The organism is Alloactinosynnema sp. L-07 (genome assembly GCF_900070365.1).
GTDB lineage: Bacteria > Actinomycetota > Actinomycetes > Mycobacteriales > Pseudonocardiaceae > Actinokineospora.
In genome coordinates, this window is sequence record NZ_LN850107.1 from 2456099 (window position 1) to 2473902 (window position 17804).

General features: G+C 69.9%; 15 protein-coding genes. 10 read left to right on the forward strand and 5 right to left on the reverse strand.

The features are described from left to right. Nucleotides 1-30 precede the first annotated feature (30 nt). On the forward strand, nucleotides 31-3246 hold the full coding sequence (locus tag BN1701_RS11030; RefSeq protein ID WP_067520646.1) for a discoidin domain-containing protein: 3216 nt from the start codon (nucleotides 31-33) through the stop codon (nucleotides 3244-3246). A 104-nt stretch (nucleotides 3247-3350) separates the two neighbouring features. Further along, entirely contained in the window at nucleotides 3351-4037 is a 687-nt protein-coding gene (locus tag BN1701_RS11035) for a copper homeostasis protein CutC (protein ID WP_054048017.1), read from the forward strand. Between the two features lie 4 nt (nucleotides 4038-4041). Here BN1701_RS11035 and BN1701_RS11040 read toward each other — a convergent pair whose 3' ends face one another. Further along, a complete protein-coding gene (locus BN1701_RS11040; protein ID WP_054048019.1) occupies nucleotides 4042-5199 on the reverse strand; it encodes an ROK family transcriptional regulator in 1158 nt (385 codons plus the stop codon). A gap of 122 nt (nucleotides 5200-5321) precedes the next feature. Here BN1701_RS11040 and zwf point away from each other — a divergent pair, with 122 nt between their 5' ends. Genes zwf through eda form a run of 3 tightly spaced genes read left to right on the forward strand, consistent with a single transcriptional unit; the run spans nucleotide 5322 to nucleotide 9207 of the window. Further along, the gene (gene zwf, locus BN1701_RS11045; protein ID WP_054048021.1) at nucleotides 5322-6794 is read left to right on the forward strand and encodes a glucose-6-phosphate dehydrogenase; all 1473 of its coding nucleotides are present in this window, start codon (nucleotides 5322-5324) and stop codon (nucleotides 6792-6794) included. Continuing rightward, complete coding sequence (gene edd / locus BN1701_RS11050; RefSeq protein ID WP_082859781.1) at nucleotides 6791-8605, forward strand: phosphogluconate dehydratase; 1815 nt, start codon at nucleotides 6791-6793, stop codon at nucleotides 8603-8605. The genes zwf and edd overlap by 4 nt, the downstream gene beginning before the upstream one ends. Beyond that, the gene (gene eda / locus BN1701_RS11055; RefSeq protein ID WP_054048025.1) at nucleotides 8602-9207 is read left to right on the forward strand and encodes a bifunctional 4-hydroxy-2-oxoglutarate aldolase/2-dehydro-3-deoxy-phosphogluconate aldolase; all 606 of its coding nucleotides are present in this window, start codon (nucleotides 8602-8604) and stop codon (nucleotides 9205-9207) included. The genes edd and eda overlap by 4 nt, the downstream gene beginning before the upstream one ends. Nucleotides 9208-9268: 61 nt before the next feature. Here the strand turns inward: eda and BN1701_RS11060 are convergent, their stop codons facing one another. Further along, the gene (locus BN1701_RS11060) at nucleotides 9269-10054 is read right to left on the reverse strand and encodes a DeoR/GlpR family DNA-binding transcription regulator (RefSeq protein ID WP_054055773.1); all 786 of its coding nucleotides are present in this window, start codon (nucleotides 10052-10054) and stop codon (nucleotides 9269-9271) included. Nucleotides 10055-10225: 171 nt separating this feature from the next. Between BN1701_RS11060 and BN1701_RS11065 the strand changes: the two genes are divergently transcribed. The 5 genes from BN1701_RS11065 (at nucleotide 10226) to BN1701_RS11085 (ending at nucleotide 15417) form a co-directional block, all read left to right on the forward strand. Beyond that, nucleotides 10226-11122 (forward strand): SIS domain-containing protein, encoded by an 897-nt coding sequence (locus BN1701_RS11065; RefSeq protein ID WP_369800519.1) that lies wholly within the window; start codon nucleotides 10226-10228, stop codon nucleotides 11120-11122. A gap of 29 nt (nucleotides 11123-11151) precedes the next feature. After that, entirely contained in the window at nucleotides 11152-12063 is a 912-nt protein-coding gene (locus BN1701_RS11070) for an ROK family protein (protein WP_231949567.1), read from the forward strand. Then, nucleotides 12060-12980 carry a 1-phosphofructokinase family hexose kinase gene (locus BN1701_RS11075; RefSeq protein ID WP_054048029.1) on the forward strand — a complete coding sequence of 307 codons (921 nt, stop codon included), beginning with the start codon at nucleotides 12060-12062 and terminating at the stop codon, nucleotides 12978-12980. The genes BN1701_RS11070 and BN1701_RS11075 overlap by 4 nt, the downstream gene beginning before the upstream one ends. Continuing rightward, nucleotides 12968-13807: a class II fructose-bisphosphate aldolase gene (locus tag BN1701_RS11080; RefSeq protein WP_054048031.1), complete on the forward strand. Its 840-nt coding sequence runs from the start codon at nucleotides 12968-12970 to the stop codon at nucleotides 13805-13807. The genes BN1701_RS11075 and BN1701_RS11080 overlap by 13 nt, the downstream gene beginning before the upstream one ends. A 527-nt stretch (nucleotides 13808-14334) precedes the next feature. Beyond that, complete coding sequence (locus tag BN1701_RS11085) at nucleotides 14335-15417, forward strand: class I SAM-dependent methyltransferase (RefSeq protein ID WP_054048033.1); 1083 nt, start codon at nucleotides 14335-14337, stop codon at nucleotides 15415-15417. On the opposite strand, the gene BN1701_RS11090 is transcribed toward BN1701_RS11085, so the two are convergent. Genes BN1701_RS11090 through BN1701_RS11100 form a run of 3 tightly spaced genes read right to left on the reverse strand, consistent with a single transcriptional unit; the run spans nucleotide 15418 to nucleotide 17664 of the window. Continuing rightward, the gene (locus BN1701_RS11090) at nucleotides 15418-16167 is read right to left on the reverse strand and encodes an amino acid ABC transporter ATP-binding protein (protein WP_054048035.1); all 750 of its coding nucleotides are present in this window, start codon (nucleotides 16165-16167) and stop codon (nucleotides 15418-15420) included. Next, nucleotides 16127-16870 (reverse strand): amino acid ABC transporter permease, encoded by a 744-nt coding sequence (locus tag BN1701_RS11095; protein ID WP_054048037.1) that lies wholly within the window; start codon nucleotides 16868-16870, stop codon nucleotides 16127-16129. Before BN1701_RS11095 ends, BN1701_RS11090 begins: the two co-directional genes overlap by 41 nt. Next, a complete protein-coding gene (locus BN1701_RS11100; RefSeq protein WP_157367917.1) occupies nucleotides 16867-17664 on the reverse strand; it encodes an ABC transporter substrate-binding protein in 798 nt (265 codons plus the stop codon). Before BN1701_RS11100 ends, BN1701_RS11095 begins: the two co-directional genes overlap by 4 nt. Nucleotides 17665-17804: the final 140 nt, after the last annotated feature.

The following is a 17804-nucleotide window of genomic DNA, read 5'->3' on the forward strand; positions in this document are numbered from 1 at the left end:
GATCCTCGCCCCTGCACTTGGAAGGTATCGATGAGAGCCCGACCCCGCGTACGTACCCTGCTGGCGGTCGCCGCCATCGCAGGCTCACTCACCCTCGTGAACAGCATCTCGGCGAGCGCCGCGCCGACCACCCTCGGCAACGTCACCGCCTTCACCCAGAACGGCAGCACCTACGACATCTCGGCGGGTACCCCGAAGGTCCGCGTGTCCTTCGCCCAGCCCGGCGTGTTCCGGCTGTGGATGACCCCGAACGGCACCTTCTCCGACCCGGTCAACGGCCAGATCGCGATCAACACCAACTTCGGTGCGGTGACGACGTCGTACACCGACGAGGGCACGCACTACAAGATCAGCACCAGCGCCCTCACCCTGCGGGCGTACAAGACGCCGCTGCGATTCGAGCTCTACAAGGCCGACAACCTGACTCCGGTCTGGAAGGAGTCGACCGGCCTCACCTGGGACAGCGCCGCCAACACCGCCACCCAATCGCTGACCCGCGGCACCGACGAGCAGTTCTACGGCACCGGCTTCCGGCTCGGCGAGTGGGCGCTGCGCGACAAGACGGTCCCGGTCGCCAAGGACAACCAGTGGCGGGAGAACACGAACGCGTCCCCCGCGCCGTTCTACTTCTCCACCAACGGATACGGCGTCGTACGCAACACCTGGGCCCCCGGCCAGTACGCGTTCCTGCCCACGGTCGGCCTGCGGCACAACGAGTCCCGGTTCGACGCGTTCTTCTTCGTCGGCGACACCCCCAAGGACATCCTCAACCGCTACACCGATGTCACCGGCAAGCCGTTCCTGGCCCCGATCTGGGGCTTCGAGATGGGCAACGCCGACTGCTGGAACGCCTCCAGCCCGGACTACCAGGGCAACCCCAACCGCGTTGACCACCAGACCACCCCGGACGTGGTCAAGTACGCCGACCAGGCCCGCGCCGCGGACATGCCCTCCGGCTGGTTCCTGCCCAACGACGGCTACGGCTGCGGCTACACCAGCCTGACCAGCACTGTGTCGCAGTTGGCGACCAGGGGCTTCAAGACCGGCCTGTGGACCTCGACCGGTCTGGCCAATATCGCCAACGAGGTCGGTGTCTCCGGCAGCCGCGCGGTGAAGACTGACGTGGCCTGGGTCGGCGGCGGGTACAAGTTCGCCTTCGACGGCGTGCAGCAGGCCGTTGACGGCATCGAGAACAACAGCGACGGCCGCCGGTTCGTCTGGACGGTCGACGGCTGGGCGGGCACCCAGCGCAACGCGGTGGTCTGGAGTGGCGACACCCACGGCACCTGGGCTGACATGAAGTGGCATGTCCCGGCGATCACCGGGGCGGGCCTGTCCGCGCTGAACTACGCCTCCGGCGACGTCGACGGCATCTTTGACGGCAGTCCCAAAACGTACGCGCGGGACCTGCAGTGGAAGGCGTTCCTGCCGTCGCTTATGACTATGTCCGGCTGGGGCGCGTCCGGCCCGTCGGCGGGCTTCAACGACAAGCAGCCGTGGCGCTTCGCCGAGCCGACGCTGTCGATCAACCGCAAGTACCTCAAGCTGCGTGAGCGGCTGCTGCCGTACCTGTACTCGATGAGCCGCGTGGCCACCGAGACCGGCACCCCGTCCACCCGCGCGATGGTGCTGGAGTTCCCGAACGACCCGATCGCGCGCGGCAACCAGACCGCCCAGCAGTTCATGGCGGGCGACTCGTTCCTGGTCGCCCCGATCACCAGCGACACCACGGTCCGCGACGGCATCTACCTGCCCGCCGGGACCTGGACGGACTACTGGAGCGGCAAGGTCTACTCCGGGCCGGGCTGGTTCAACGGCTACAGCGCGCCGCTGGACACGCTGCCGGTGTTCGTCAAGGGCGGCGGCATCGTCCCGATGTGGCCGCAGATGAACTACGCGGGTGAGAAGCCGGCGACGCCGATCACCTTCGACGTCTACCCGAGCGGCAACTCGTCGTTCTCCCTGTACGAGGACGACGGCAACACCCGCGCGTACAAGACCGGGTCGTTCGCCAAGCAGTCGGTGAACGTCACCGCGCCCACCTCGGGCACGGGCACGGTCAGCGTCGCGGTCGGCGCGAGCACGGGCACCTACACCGGCAAGCTCGCCAACCGCGGCTACGAGGTGAACATGCACGTGGCGGGCGCGCCCACCGCGGTCACGCTCGGCTCGACCACGCTGACCAAGCACACCACCAGGTCGGCCTACGACGCGGCGGCCACCGGCTGGTTCCACGACCCGGCCGACCGCCAGGGCGTGCTGTACGTCAAGACCGGTTCGCTGTCGACGTCGTCGGCGTTCACCGTCACCGCGTCCGCCGTCACCCTGCCGACCGCCCTGGCCATCCCGTCAGTGCCCGCGGGTGCGCCGATCCCGAAGACCGGCCAGTCGGTGCTGTCGGTCGACAGCTTCGAGCCCGGTCAGACCGGCGCCAACGCGATCGACGGCAACAACGCGACGATCTGGCACACCGCCTGGTCGCAGGTCAACCCCGACCCGGCGCCGCCGCACGAGATCCAGATCGACCTCGGCGGGCATTACAACGTCGACGGCCTGCGGTACCTGCCCCGGCAGGACGGCGGCGTCAACGGCCGGATCGGCCAATACGAGGTCTACGTCAGCGGCAGCACCACCAACTGGGGCACCGCGGTCACCTCGGGCGGCTTCGCCAACAGCGTCACGGAGAAGAACGTCACCTTCCCCGCGAAGGCCGGGCGCTACGTGAAGCTGCGCGCCCTGTCGGAGGTCAACGGGAACCCGTGGACCTCCGCGGCCGAGATCACCACGCTCGGCACGGCCGTCACCTCCGGTCCGATCAGCAAGACGGGCTGGTCCCTGGTCCACGTCGACAGCCAGGAGACCTCTGGCGAGAACGGCGCGGCGACCAACGCCTTCGACGGGGAGATGGGGACCATCTGGCACACCAAGTGGTCCGGCGGCGTGGCACCGCTGCCGCACGAGATCCAGATCGACATGGGCTCGGCACACTCGGTGTCGGCCCTGCGATACCTGCCCCGGCAGGACGGCGGCGCGAACGGCCGGATCGGCCAGTACGAGGTGTATGTCAGCGACAGCACCACGAACTGGGGCACGGCGGTGGCGACGGGAACCTTCGCCAACGACGGCACCGAGAAGACGGCGTCGTTCACCGCGAAGTCCGGCCGGTACCTGCGACTGAGGGCACTGACCGACGCCACCGGCGGCCAGTACACCTCGGCGGCGGAGATCACCGCGATCGGGATCTGACCGGTAAATGGGACGCGGGCCTCCCTTCTTCGGGAGGCCCGCGTTTCCTTGTCCGCAACCGATATAATGGTCTAGACAACTTGCCCTGGATCAGAGGAGCCCCGGTGCTGCTGGAGATCATCGCCCTCACCGTCGCCGACGCCCGCGCCGCGGAGCTCGGCGGCGCCGACCGGCTGGAGGTGATCAGCGACATGGCCAGCGACGGTCTCACCCCAGCACCCGACCTGGTCGCCGCGATCCGCGCGGCGGTCGGCATCCCCCTGCGGGTGATGCTGCGCGACCGGGCCGGGTTCACCGTCGACCGCTACCGCCTGGCCGACCTGGTGTCGATGGCGAAGACGCTGCGGGCGGCCGGGGCCGACGAGTTCGTGCTCGGCTTCCTGACCGACGACGGCCGAGTGGATCTCGACGCCACGGAGACACTGGTGGGCGCGCTGGACGGGGCGAACTGGACCTTCCACCGCGCGATCGACCACGCGGGCGACGCGGAATCCGCGTGGCCCGCGCTGTGCGAACTGCCCGGGTTGGACTTCGTGCTGACGGCGGGATCGGCGGCGGGCCTGTCCGACGGACTCGCGGTCCTGGCGGGCCGGGCGGGGTGGCAGGCCTCCGGCGTCCGGCTCATCGCGGGCGGCGGACTGCGGACCGAGCACATCCCCGAACTGCGCGCGGTCGGCGTCACCGCGTTCCACGCGGGCGGACTGGTCCGGCCGAACTGGGAGTCCCCGGTCGAGCCGGAACGGGTGCGGATGCTCCGAGAACTGGTCGACGCCTCGGCTTACCCCGGCTGACCGGCTAAGACCTCGCACTCCGGGAAGGCGGGCTGGTGAGATTGTCGATCGCGTCCGGGGAGAGCAGGTCGTCCAGGATCATCACGACACAGGCCGCCAGGGCGGCTTGGTCGTCCAAAGTGGACGCCTCAATGGTCAGTCCGCGGGTCGCGACGTCGGTGGACTGCTGGTAGGTCAGTTCGCGGATGCCCGCGACCAGGCCGTCGGAGACGATGTCGCCGCTGACCACGATCGCCGCCGGGTTCAACAGGTTGACCACCCCGGAGGCCACCTCCCCGATCCGCCTGCCCGCGTCGCGAATCGCGCGCAGGGCCTCCGGATGGCGGGCGCGGACCAGGTCGCCGACCGCTCGGGCGTCGGCGACGCCGAGTTCGCGGGCGAGTGCCCAGCCGCCCGCGTACGCCTCCAGGCAGCCGGTCGCGCCGCAGCGGCAGACCCGGTCGCCGCCGATCTTGGTGTGGCCGATCTCGCCCGCGGCCCCCACGGCGCCGCGCACGAGCCGCCCATCGGCGATGATCGCGACGCCGACACCGGTCGACGCCTTGATCATCACCAGGTCGTCGGTGCCCGGGTGGGCCTGGTGTTCGGCCAGCGCCAAGACGTTGACGTCGTTCTCGACCACCACCGGCACTGGGAACCGCGCGCCCAGCACCTCGGGCACCTCGACCTTGTCCCACCCTGGGGCCACCGGCCTGCTGACGATCCGGCCGGTCACCCGGTCGACCACGCCGGGGATGCTCACCCCGATCCCGCGCACGTCGGCGTCGGTCCGGCCCGCCGCCGCCAGCAGGCCGTCAAGCTGCCGGACCACCGACCTGAGCGCCACATCGGGCCCTTCGGTGAAGTCGGAGGTCACCGCCGAGGACGCCAGGATCCGACCCGCCAGGTCGCACACGGCGTACTGGGCCCGGCTCGCGCCCACCGCGGCCGCCAGTACGACCGCGCCCGTGGCATGGAATTCCAGCCGCACCGGCGGACGACCTCCGGTGGAGCCGCCCTCGGCCCGCTCGACCACCAGCCGGTGCTCGATGAGCTGGTTGACCCGCAGCGACACCGCCGTTCGCGACAGGCCGGTGAGCCGGGCGATGTCCGACCGGGTCTCGGCCTGCCCCTCGCGCACCAGCTGGAATACCTCGCCCACCGACATGCCAGGTGCCGACATCGGCCGTCCCGCCACCGAACACCCCTCACTCTCGTCGTTCAACTGGACACTACCCAACAGTAATGTCTTTGTAGTACCTAAGTGTGCTTGATTATGGGCCTAAGTGCCGTAGGGTGGGCGTCATGCAGGGACTACCCCAGGTCGCGCCATGCGACATCGTCGTGTTCGGCGGGACCGGCGACTTGGCCATGCGCAAGCTCCTCCCCGCCCTCTACCTGCGCGACCGCGACGGCCAGCTCACCGCCGACTCGCGGATCATCGCGGTGTCCCGCGCGGGCCTCGACGACGCGGGCTACCGGGACAAGACCGTCGCCGAACTGGTCGGGTTCCTCCCGGAGGGCACCCACGACGCCGCGCTGATCGACCGCTTCCTCGCCCGGCTGCACCACGTCACCATCGACGTCGCCGAGCCGTCCGCGTGGGGCGACCTGAGCGCGCTCATCGCGCCCGCCGCGCGGGTGCGGGTGTACTACCTGGCCTGCGCGCCCCGCCTGTTCGGCCCCATCTGCACCGGGCTGAAAGCCAACGACCTGGTCAGCTCCGCGTGCCGGGTGGTGCTGGAGAAGCCGATCGGGCACGACATCGAGTCCGCGCGCCGGATCAACGACGAGGTCGGCGCGGTCTTCGCCGAGGAGCAGATCTTCCGGATCGACCACTACCTCGGCAAGGAGACGGTGCAGAACCTGCTGGTGCTGCGCTTCGCCAACGCGCTGTTCGAGCCGAGGTGGAACTCCCGCGCGATCGACCACGTGCAGATCACCGTCAGCGAGACGGTCGGTGTCGGTGGCCGCGCCGAGTACTACGACGGCTCCGGCGCGCTGCGCGACATGGTGCAGAACCACCTGCTGCAGCTGCTGTGCCTCGTGGCGATGGAACCGCCGACCAGCCTCGACCGCGAGGCGGTCCGCGACGAGAAGCTGAAAGTCCTGCGTGCGCTGCGCCCGCTGACCGGCCGCGAAGTCGAGCGGTGCACCGTGCGCGGGCAGTACACAGCCGGTCTGGTCGACGGCAAGCCCGTCCCCGGCTACGCCGAGGAACTCAACGCGCCCAGCGACACCGAGACGTTCGTGGCACTCAAGGCCGAGGTGCAGAACTGGCGCTGGGCGGGCGTTCCGTTCTACCTGCGCACCGGCAAGCGGCTAGACCACCGGGCCTCGGAGATCGTCGTCCAGTTCCGCCCGGTGCCGCACTCGGTCTTCCCCGACATCCCCGAGTCGGCCATCGCGCCGAACCGGCTGGTCCTGCGCCTGCAGCCCGACGAGGGCGTGCGGCTGCACCTGGTCACCAAGGAGCCCGGCCCCGGCGGGGTGCGGCTGCGGCAGGTGCCGCTGAACCTCAGCTTCGCCGAGACGTTCAAGGCTCGGTCGCCCGAGGCCTACGAGCGGCTGCTGCTCGACGTCGTGCGCGGCAACCCCACCTTGTTCATGCGCCGCGACGAGGTCGAGGCGGCCTGGGCGTGGATCGAGCCGATCCTCGACGCGTGGCGCGAGTCCGGCACCCCCAGGCGCTACCCGGCGGGCACCGGCGGCCCGACCGCGGCGACCACGCTGATCGAGCGCGACGGCCGTGACTGGCACGAAGAGGAGCACGCGTGAATCGAACCCTGACCGCCGTCACCGACCGGATCATCGCGCGCAGCGCCGACTCCCGTGGTGCTTATCTGGAACGGATGCGGAAGGCTGCCGCGACCGGCCCGGCCCGGTCGAGCCTGGGCTGCGCCAACCTCGCCCACGGGTTCGCCGCCTGCTCCCCCGGCGAGAAGCTCGGGCTGCGCGCGGCGGTGAAGCCGAACATCGCGATCGTGTCGTCCTACAACGACATGCTCTCGGCGCACCAGCCTTTCGCCGAATACCCGAATCAGCTCAAGGCCGCCGTGGCCGGGGCGGGCGGTGTCGCGCAGTTCGCGGGCGGCGTCCCGGCGATGTGCGACGGGATCACCCAGGGCCGCGCGGGCATGGAGCTGTCGCTGTTCAGCCGCGACCTGATCGCGATGTCGACGGCGATCGCTCTTTCCCACGACATGTTCGACGGCATGCTGCTGCTCGGCGTGTGCGACAAGATCGTGCCCGGCCTGGTGATCGGCGCGCTCGCCTTCGGGCACCTGCCCGCCGTCCTGGTGCCCGCGGGCCCGATGGCCTCCGGGCTGCCCAACGCCGAGAAGAGCCGGGTCCGCCAGTTGCACGCCGAGGGCAAGATCGGCCGCGAGGACCTGCTCGCCGCCGAGTCCGCGTCCTACCACAGCGCCGGGACGTGCACGTTCTACGGCACGGCGAACTCCAACCAGCTGCTCATGGAGGTCATGGGCCTGCACCTGCCCGGCGCCAGCTTCGTCAACCCGGGCACCCCGCTGCGCGAGGCGTTGACCGCCGAGGCGGGCCGCCGGGTCACCGGACTGACGGCGCTGGGCGAGAACTACACGCCGGTCGGCGAGGTCGTCGACGAGCGCGCCGTGGTCAACGGTGTCGTCGCGCTCCTGGCGACGGGTGGGTCGACCAACCACACGATGCACCTGGTCGCCATGGCGGCCGCGGCTGGGATCGATCTGCGCTGGGACGACTTCTCGGCGCTGTCGGCCATCGTGCCGTCGCTGACCCGGATCTACCCCAACGGCACAGCCGATGTGAACCACTTCCACGCCGCGGGCGGCACGGCGACGCTGATCGGCGACCTGCTCGACTCCGGCCTGCTGCACCCCGATGTGCGCACCGTGGCGGGGTTGTACGACGAGCGCTACCGCGAGGAGCCAACGTTCGACGACGGCGTGCTCGTCTGGCGGCCCGGCCCACGGGACAGTCTCGACAAGACCGTGCTGCGCGGTGTGAGCGACCCGTTTGCCCCAGACGGCGGGCTGCGGATGCTCAGCGGCGGCCTCGGCCGCGCGGTGATCAAGGTGTCCGCGGTGCAGCCGGAGCACCGGGTGGTGCGCGCGCCCGCCCGCGTGTTCGACGACCAGAACGAGTTCCTGGCCGCGTTCGAGGCGGGCGCCCTGTCCGGCGACTTCGTCGCGGTGCTGCGCTTCCAGGGCCCGATGGCCAACGGCATGCCCGAACTGCACAAGCTCACCCCGGCGCTGGGGGTGCTGCAAGATCGCGGCGACAAGGTCGCCCTGGTCACCGACGGCCGGATGTCCGGCGCGTCTGGCAAGGTACCCGCCGCCATCCACCTGACGCCGGAGGCCGCGGCGGGCGGACCACTGGCCCGCGTGCGCGACGGCGACCTGATCGTCGTTGACGCCGAGTCCGGCTCGGTGGACATCCTGGTCGACCCGCTCGACTTCGCCGCCCGCACCCCCGACCAGCAGCGCTGTGCGGTGCACACTGGAACCGGCCGCGAACTGTTCGCCCCACTGCGTGCCGCCGTCGGCCCGGCCGACCGCGGCGCCTCGGTCTTCGGAGTGCTCTCGTGAACGTTCTGACGCTGTCCCCGGTGATCCCGGTCGTCGTGATCGACGACGTGGAGACCGCTGTCCCGCTCGCGGAAGCGCTGCTGGCGGGCGGGATCCGCACGATCGAGGTGACGCTGCGCTCCCCCGCCGCGCTGGGCGCGGTCGGCCGGATCGCCGCACGGGTGCCGGACATGGTGGTCGGTGTCGGCACGGTGGTCACCGCCGAGCAGGTCACCGCGTCGGTGCGCGCGGGCGCGGGCTATCTGATCAGCCCCGGCAGCACGCCCACCGTCCTCGACGCGATGGCCGACAGCGGACTCCCTTATCTGCCAGGGGTTTCCACCGCGTCGGAGGTCATGGCCGCGGCCGAGCGCGGGCTCACGGAGCTGAAGTTCTTCCCCGCCGAGGCCGCCGGCGGCGTGCGTTACCTGTCCGCGCTGGCGGGCCCGTTCCCGCACGTGCGGTTCTGCCCGACCGGCGGCATCACCCAGGAGACCGCGCCGAAGTACCTCGCACTGTCCAATGTGGGCTGTGTGGGCGGCTCCTGGCTCACCCCCGCCGACGCGGTCGCCCAGGGCGACTGGGCGCGAATCACCCAGCTCGCAAAGGAAGCCACCGCGTAGAAAGCGTGGGGTGGCGGACTGGCACCCTCGCCCAGTCCGTCACCCCAGCCCTCGCCGTCCATCAGTCCTGATGGACGGCGAGCCCCACCGAGCGGAAGCCTGCGAGGACGGCGTCGGACGCGTCGGAGTCGGTCACCAGCGCGTGGATGCGCGGAATCGCGCAGATCCGCGCGAACGCCCGGCAGCCGAGTTTTGAGCTGTCGGCCACGACCACCACCCGCTGGGCGCGCTCCACCATCAGCGCGTTGATGCTGGCCTCGCCCTCGTGGTGGGCGTAGGCGCCACTGTCGGCGTCGATCGCGTCCACGCCGAGGAACAGCACGTCCAGGGTGATGTCGCTGAGCACCTTGGTGGCCAGCGGGCCGGTGAGCTCGAAGGACTGCGGCCTGGCCACGCCGCCGGTGACGACCAGCTTGATGTGCTGGCGCACTGCGAGTTCGTTGGCGATGTTGAGCGCGTTGGTGACCACGGTGAGCGTGGGTCCGTCGCTGGGCCGCGCCAGGTCGCCCCTGGTCGCCACCGCGCGCGCGACCTCGGTGGTGGTCGTCCCGCCGTTGAGACCGATCACGTCGCCCGCGCCGACCAGGGCCGCGGCGGTCTGGCCGATCTTGGACTTCTCCGGCGCCCGGCGGCCCGACTTGTAGCGCAGCGGCAGGTCGTAGCTGACGTTGTTGACCACCGCGCCACCGCGGGTGCGGGTGAGGAGCTGCTGCTCGGCCAGGTGGTCGAGGTCCCGCCGGATCGTGGCGGCCGACACCGTCAGCTCGTCGGCCAGTTCGTCGACATCGACGCGTCCGCGCTCGCCGAGAAGTTCGAGCAGGCCGCTCAGGCGCTCGTGTCGGTTCATCGCCACCTCCGTCATCCGTTCCTTAAGCGACGCCGGTCAGCGCGATCGGCTGTGGAGACCGACACTCACCGCGAGAACAGTCTTAACGACTGAGCGCGATTGCGCAAAGGTGCTTGATTTGGCCCTGTTTCGTGTAGCATCGTGCACGTTAGGACGATGAGGGAGGATTTCGTGGCGTTGTCTGCTTCCGTGGTGGAGATCGAGAGCCAGCCAGACTGCTGGGCCCGGGCCGTGGACATCGCACCCACGCACGCGGCGGCACTGCCGACGCCGGGCGAGCGGGTGGCGGTCACCGGCTGTGGCACTTCGTGGTTCGTGGCGATGGCTTACGCGGCCCTGCGGGAGGAAGCGGGGCAGGGCGTGACCGACGCGTTCGCCGCGTCGGAGTTCCCGGTGGACCGCGACGCCTACGACCGGGTGGTGGTGATCTCCCGCTCGGGCACCACGACCGAGATATTGGACTTGCTTTCGGCGCTGCGCGGCCGCACCACGACCGTGGCGATCACCGCCACCGTCGGCGCGCCCGTCGTCGGTCTGGCCGACCACGTGATCGAGCTGCCGTTCGCCGACGAGGAGTCGGTGGTACAGACACGGTCGGCGACCTCCGTGGTAGCGCTGCTGCGCGCCAGCCTCGGCGAAGACCTCACCGCGGCGATCGCGGACGCCAAGAGCGCGCTGGCCGAGCCGCTGGGCGCGCTGCCCGAGTCCGACCAGTTCACCTTCCTCGGCCAGGGCTGGACCGTCGGCCTCGCCCACGAGGCCGGGCTCAAGCTGCGCGAGGCCGCCCAGGTGTGGACCGAGTCGTACCCGTCGATGGAGTACCGGCACGGCCCGATCGCCATCGCCGAGCCGAACCGGGTCACCTGGGTCTTCGGCCAGGCGCCGAAGGGACTGGCCGACGATGTCGCCGCCACCGGGGCCACGTTCGTCACCAACGACCTCGACCCGCTGGCCCAACTCGTGCTGGCGCACCGGCTGGCGATCGCGGTCGCCGACCGTAAGGGCCTCAACCCCGACCGACCGCGCCACCTCACCCGGTCAGTGATCCTTTCCCCTCTGAACCCGTGACAGTCGCGTCCCCGACTAGCGTGACCACGGTGAACGCCGGTCTGCTCGTCGCCGCCGTCGATGTCGGCGGGACCTTCACCAAGGCCGCCCTGATCGACGGCGACCACCGCGTGCGCCACACGGTGCGCCGCCCCACGCCGTACGGGGCGGACGCGGTGGTCGACATGGTCGCCGACGTCCTCGCCGAACTGCGAACCCACGCGACGGTACCCTTGGCCGCCGCGGGAGTCGTGGTCCCAGGCTTGGTCGACGAGGCGAGCGGGATCGCCCGGCTCTCGGTCAACCTCGGCTGGCGCGACGCGGACCTGGCCGACCGGATCACCGCGAAGACCGGCACCCCGACCTACCTCGGCCATGATGTGCGCGCGGGCGCGCTGGCCGAGTGGGAACTCGGTGCGGCGAAAGGCTTCCACGAGGTCGCGTTCATTCCGATCGGGACCGGCATCGCCGCCGGGTTCATCAGCGGCGGACGGGTGCTGACCGGCGACGGCTACGCGGGCGAGGTCGGCCACGTGACGGTCGACCCGAACGGCGAGCTGTGCATGTGCGGCAACCGCGGCTGCCTGGAGACGGTGTCCTCGGCGCGGGCGCTGGCCCGCCGGTACAGCGCCCTGACCGGCGCGGAGGTCACCACGGCCCTTGAGGTCCGCGACCGCCTGGTCGCGGGCGACCCGGCTGCGGCGAAGGTCTGGGCCGAGGGCGTGGACGCCTTCGCCAGGGTGCTCGCGATGGTCGCCAACATGCTGGGGCCGGAGGTGGTCGTGATCGGCGGCGGCCTCAGCGGAGCGGGCGCGGATCTGCTGGACCCGCTGCGTACCCGGCTGGCCGAGCTGCTCACCTTCCAGCGCGTGCCGGAGCTGGTCAAGGCCAGCCTCGGCGACCAAGCCGCGTGCCTGGGCGCCGGTCTGCTGGCACTGTGGAACATTCGGGGCACACCATGATCGTCACCATTACACCCAACGCCGCGGTGGACACCACCTACACGGTTCCCGCGCTGGTGCCCAACTCCAGCCACCGGGTGTCCACAGTGCACAGCCGGGCGGGCGGCAAGGGCGTCAACGTCGCCAGGGTCCTGACCGGACAGGGCGTGTCCACGCTCGCCGTCGCCTTCGCGGGCGGCGCGGCGGGCGCGGAGCTGCGCACCGACCTCACCGCCTCCGGCATCGCCTTCGACCTGTTCCCGGTCGCGGGCCAGACCAGGCGCACGGTGTCGATCGTGGCCGAGGGCGACGCGACGGTCTTCAACGAGCCCGGCCCGCTGATCACCGCCGCGGAGTGGGCGAGCTTCCGCCGCCACCTCGGCGGCCTGTTGGCCGACGCGGACGTGGTCGTGCTTTCGGGCAGCCTGCCCCCCGGCCTGGCCGCCGACGCCTACGCCGAACTGGTCGGCCTGGCCCGCGCCAACGGCTGCCGCACAGTGCTCGACACCACCGGCGATCCCCTGCTCGCGGGCGCAGCGGCAGGCGCCGACGTGGTCAAGCCGAACGCCGTCGAACTCCGTGAGGCCACCGGCGAATCCGACCCGTGCACCGCCGCCGAGGCACTGCGGGCGACCGGCGCGGGAACCGTCGTCGCCTCCTTGGGCGCCGATGGCCTCCTCGCGGTCGGCGAACACGGCCGCTGGCTGGCCCGCCCCGACCGCGTCGTCCACGGCAACCCGACCGGCGCGGGCGACGCCCTTGTCGCCGCCCTGGCCACTGGTTTGGCTGCCGACCATCCCTGGCCCTACCTGCTCCGAGAGGCGGTGGCGTGGTCAGCGGCCGCCGTCGCCGCTCCGCTCGCGGGTGATCTGGACACCGACGCGCTCCATGAGCTGCGTGTGGGCGTGACCCTGGAGGAACTTCGATGCCACTCGTAGGAACCGCTGAGATCGTGCACCCCGCCTGGGCGGCCCGCACGGGCGTCGGCGCTTTCAACGTCATCCACCTCGAACACGCCGAGGCCCTGGTAGCGGGCGCTACAGCGGCGCGGTCCCCGGTGATCCTGCAGATCAGCGAGAACTGCGTCCGCTACCACGGCACACTGGAGCCGATAGCCCTCGCCACCCTCGCCGTCGCACGGGCAGCCGAAGTACCGGTAGCGGTCCACCTCGACCACGCCGAATCGGTGGATCTGGTCCACGAGGCGGTAGCACTCGGCTTCTCATCGGTGATGTACGACGGATCCACTTTGGACTACCCGGAGAATGTCGCCCAGACCAAGGCAGTCGTCGAGCACTGTCACGCGGCAGGCGTCTGGGTGGAGGCCGAACTCGGCGAAGTCGGCGGCAAAGACGGCGTCCACGCCCCCGGCGTCCGCACAGACCCAGACGAAGCCGCGGCGTTCGTAGCGTCCACCGGTGTCGACGCCTTGGCCGTCGCCGTGGGCTCCTCCCACGCCATGCTCACCCGCGACGCAACCCTTGACCACGCCCTGATCGCCAAACTGCGCGCAGCGGTATCGGTGCCGCTGGTCCTGCACGGCTCGTCGGGCGTTGCGGACGCAGACCTGTTCGAAGCGGTCCGCCAGGGCATGACAAAGATCAATATCGCCACACAGCTGAGCAAGGTCTTCACAGCAGCGATCCGCTACTACCTAACGGCCAACCCAGACACAGTGGACAGCCGCAAGTACATGAAGGCGGGCCGTGAAGCCGTTGCCACAGAGTCCGCCCGCCTACTCCGAGTCCTAGGCGGAGCTGAGTAAGCCACCACGAGGGGGTCGCGGTGGAACCCGTGGGCGGGTCCCCGCAGCAGGACCCGCCCACGGCACCCCCTCCCCCTTTTGTCTTTGTCGTTGGGGACCGCAGGTCCTTGCTTGTGGGGACCGAAGGTCCCTGCACTTCCCCCTGCACCCTCGTCCTGGCAATCCCTTGTCCGGGCCCAGCGATGTCAAGGGGCGGCTTGCCGCTCGCGCAGCGACGCCGCAGGCGCCCTTGACATCGCTGGGCCCGGACAAGACGCTGATTGACGAGGGAGCGACTCGCCCTCCGAAGCCGGAACGAGTGCACTCAATCGTTGTACACCAACGAGTGCACTCGTCCGCGCACACGACGGGGTGCTAGGGGGTATTGCGAAGGACCAAGAGCAACAGCCAAAGCCCCTGCCTCGCTGCGCATCGGCGAGTGGTTAGTTTGGACCAGCGCTGTCGGTGGAACCTGCATAGTTTGCTCGAAGAGGACATCTGGCTGTCCGGCCTAGCGTCAGAGGAACACCTTGACCAAGGAGGCAGTCATGACCACCGTCGCCGATCAGATCTTCGATGAGAGCAAGGTCGAAGAGTTCGCGGGAATGCTCATCGACACCTACTCCCGTTCCCTGCTCACCTTCATGATCGACATCGGCCATCGGACCCAGCTCTTCGACGCCACCGCCCAAGGCCCTGCCACCAGTGTCGAGTTGGCCGAGCGGGCCGGGCTGCAGGAACGGTATGTCCGGGAGTGGCTGGGTGCGCTGGTGACCGGCGGTGTCTTCACCTACGACCCCATCACCCACACCTACACCCTCCCCGCCGAGCACGCCGCCTGTCTCTGTGGGGCGGGATCCAGCAACCTGGCCGTCGTGAGTCTGATCAGTGCCCTGCTCGGCAGTCACCTCGACGAAGTGGTCACCGCGTTCCGGGAAGGCGGCGGCGTGTCCTACGAGCAGTTCCGGCCGCGGTTCACCGATGTCATGGACTCGATGAGCCGGGGTCTCTTCGACGGGCAGCTGATCAACGGTGTCCTGCCGTCGACCGGGGATCTGCCGCGCAGGCTGGAGAAGGGAATCCGGGTCGCCGACATCGGTTGTGGCACCGGGCATGCGGTGAATCTCCTGGCGACCGCCTATCCGGCCTCCGACTTCGTCGGGTACGACTTCTCCCCCGACGCGATCGACAGGGCGCGGGCCGAGGCGGCCGCGCTGGGGCTGACGAATGCCCGGTTCGAGGTGTGCGACGTCGCCGCGCTGCCCGCGGAGCCGCTGGACGCGGTGTTCGCGTTCGACGCGATTCACGACCAGGCTGATCCGGCGGGTGTGTTGCGCGGTGTGTACGACGTGCTGGTGCCGGATGGGGTGTTCGTCATGTTCGACATCAAGGCCTCCAGCAATCTGGAGGACAACATCGGCAACCCGGCCGCTCCGCTCCTCTACTCCGTCAGCGTCCTGCACTGCATGACCGTCTCCCTGGCCCGCGACGGCGCGGGACTCGGCACCGTATGGGGTGAGCAGCTCGCCCGGAAGATGTTGGGTGAGGCGGGGTTCGAGGTGGCGTCGGTGAGCGACGTTCCCGACGATCCGCTGGACTGCGTCTACCTGTGCCGGAAAGTCACCAGCTGATCAGAGCACCTGGGACAGGAATCGTCTGAGCCGTAGGCTTTCCGGGTCACCGAAGAACTGGTCGGGCGCGGCTGTCTCGACCACTCGGCCGTGGTCCATGAAGGCCACCTTGTCGGCGACCTCGCGGGCGAAGCCCATCTCGTGGGTGACCACGACCATCGTGAGGCCGCGTCCGGCGAGGGTGGCGATCAGGTCCAGGACGCCCTTCACCAGTTCGGGGTCCAGTGCGCTTGTCGGCTCGTCGAACAGGATGATCTCCGGTTCCATCGCCAGGGCGCGGGCGATGGCCACGCGCTGTTGCTGGCCGCCGGAGAGTGCTGCTGGGCGGTAGTCGGCCTTGTGTGCCAGGCCGACTTCGGCCAGCCGCTCCCGCGCGACCGCCTCGGCCTCCGCTGACGACAGCTTGCGCACCGATCGCAGCGGTAGGACCAGATTGTCCAGCACGGTGCGGTGGGCGAACAGGTTGAACTGCTGGAACACCATGCCCACCCGCCGCCGGAGCAGGTCCGGGTTCAGGGTGAGCACGCTCTGGCCCGCCAGGCGGATGTCGCCGGAGTCCGGTTCAGTGAGGCGGTTGACCGCGCGCAGCAAGGTGGACTTGCCCGAGCCCGATGGCCCGATCACGCACGTCGTCTGTCCACTCTCGACTGACAGGGTCGCGCCACGCAGGACGCGGGTCTGTCCGTAGGACAGATGAATGTCGTCGATCTCAAGCCCGGACGGCGAGTTCGGGAACGTCAGCGGGGTCATCGTCACCTCCCTGGACCGGGCGGCCGGTGCGCAGCCTGCGGTCGATGCGGTTGACCAGGTGCGTCAGCGGCACCGTGATCGCCAGGTACACCAGGCCCGCGGCGACCAGCGGCGACAGGTTGCCCGATGTCGCTGCCGCGTCCTGGCCGATGCGGAACAGATCGCGCTGGTCGGCGAGCAGGCCGAGGAAGTAGACCAGGCTGGAGTCCTTGATCAGCGCGATGAACTGGTTGACCAGCGCGGGCAGGACCCGGCGGACGCCCTGGGGCACCACGACCTTGCCCATCGCGGCGGTGTTGGTCATGCCCAGCGCGCGGGCTGCCTCGAACTGGCCGCGGTCGACGCTCTGGATGCCGGAGCGGAAGATCTCGCCGATGTAGGCGGCGGCCACGAGACTCAGCGCGAGGATGCCCAGCGGATACGGGTCGGTGCCGAACAGCGGTCGGGCGACCATCGCCAGCCCTTGGCCGATCAGCAGGATCGTCACGATGGCGGGCAGGCCGCGGAACAGGTCGGTGTAGACCCGCGCGGGCCAGCGCAGCCAGCGGCTCGACGACAGGCCCATGATCGCCAGGACCAGCCCGAGCAGGGTGCCGAGCACCGCCGAGGCACCGGCCAGGATCAGCGTGTTGACCAGACCGGTCCGCAGCAGATCAGGCAGTACCTCGGCGATGTGCGGCCAGCTGAAGAAGGTCTCGGTCACGGGGCTTTGGGCTTGAAGTCGTCGGCGATGGGCGTGCCGGGCAGGAACTGCTCGTGCAGCTTGGCGTAGGTCCCGTCCTGGATGACCGCGGCGAGACCGGTGTTGAGCTTGTCGCGCAGGCTGTCGTTGCCCTTGCGCACCGCCCACGCGGCAGGCGCCTCGGTGTCGGCGCGCTTCACGACGACCTTCTGCGGGAAGTCGGCGTTGTTCGCGATGTACTTGTCCGCGATGTCGAGCGGCACGATCCACACGTCCAGGCCGCCGGACTTCAGCTGCGCGAAGGCCGAGTTGTAGTCGGGGAACCGCACGACCTCGGCGCCGGGCACCTTGCCACTGGCGAACTCGTCCTGGACGGTGCCCTGCACGACGCCGACCCGCTTGCCCGCCAAGCTCTCGACCCCGGTCACCGGGGTGTCCTGCTTGCCGACGATCGTGGTGTAGCCGACCTCGTAGCCGTTGGTGAAGTCCACGGTCTGCCTGCGCTTGTCCGTCGCGGAGATCGACGAGCTGCCGAGGTCGACCTGACCGTTGGCGACCTTGGCCAGCAGCGTGGAGAACTCGACGCCGACGAACTCGACCTTGAGCCCCTGCCGCTCGGCCACGGCCCGCAGCAGCTCGTTGTCGAACCCGGTGAACCGGCCGTCCTTGAGGAACACCACGGGCGGGGCGTCGGTGAGCGTGCCGACCTTGATCGTCTGGGCGTCGGCCGCCTCGGGGCTCCCGCAGGCGACCAGCGCGGCCGTGGCCGCGCCTGCCAGCGCGAGTACGAGCGTGCGGCGCAGTGCGTTCTTCATTGTTCTCAATCCTGGTTCGACGGGTGCGCCGCGACTCGACCATAAGATCGTTCGGCGCTGACACAGCTCAACCTACGAAACGTCGGTCAACTGGTCGACTCGCCAACGAATCGTCCGCATCGTGAGACGTTCGCCGAGTG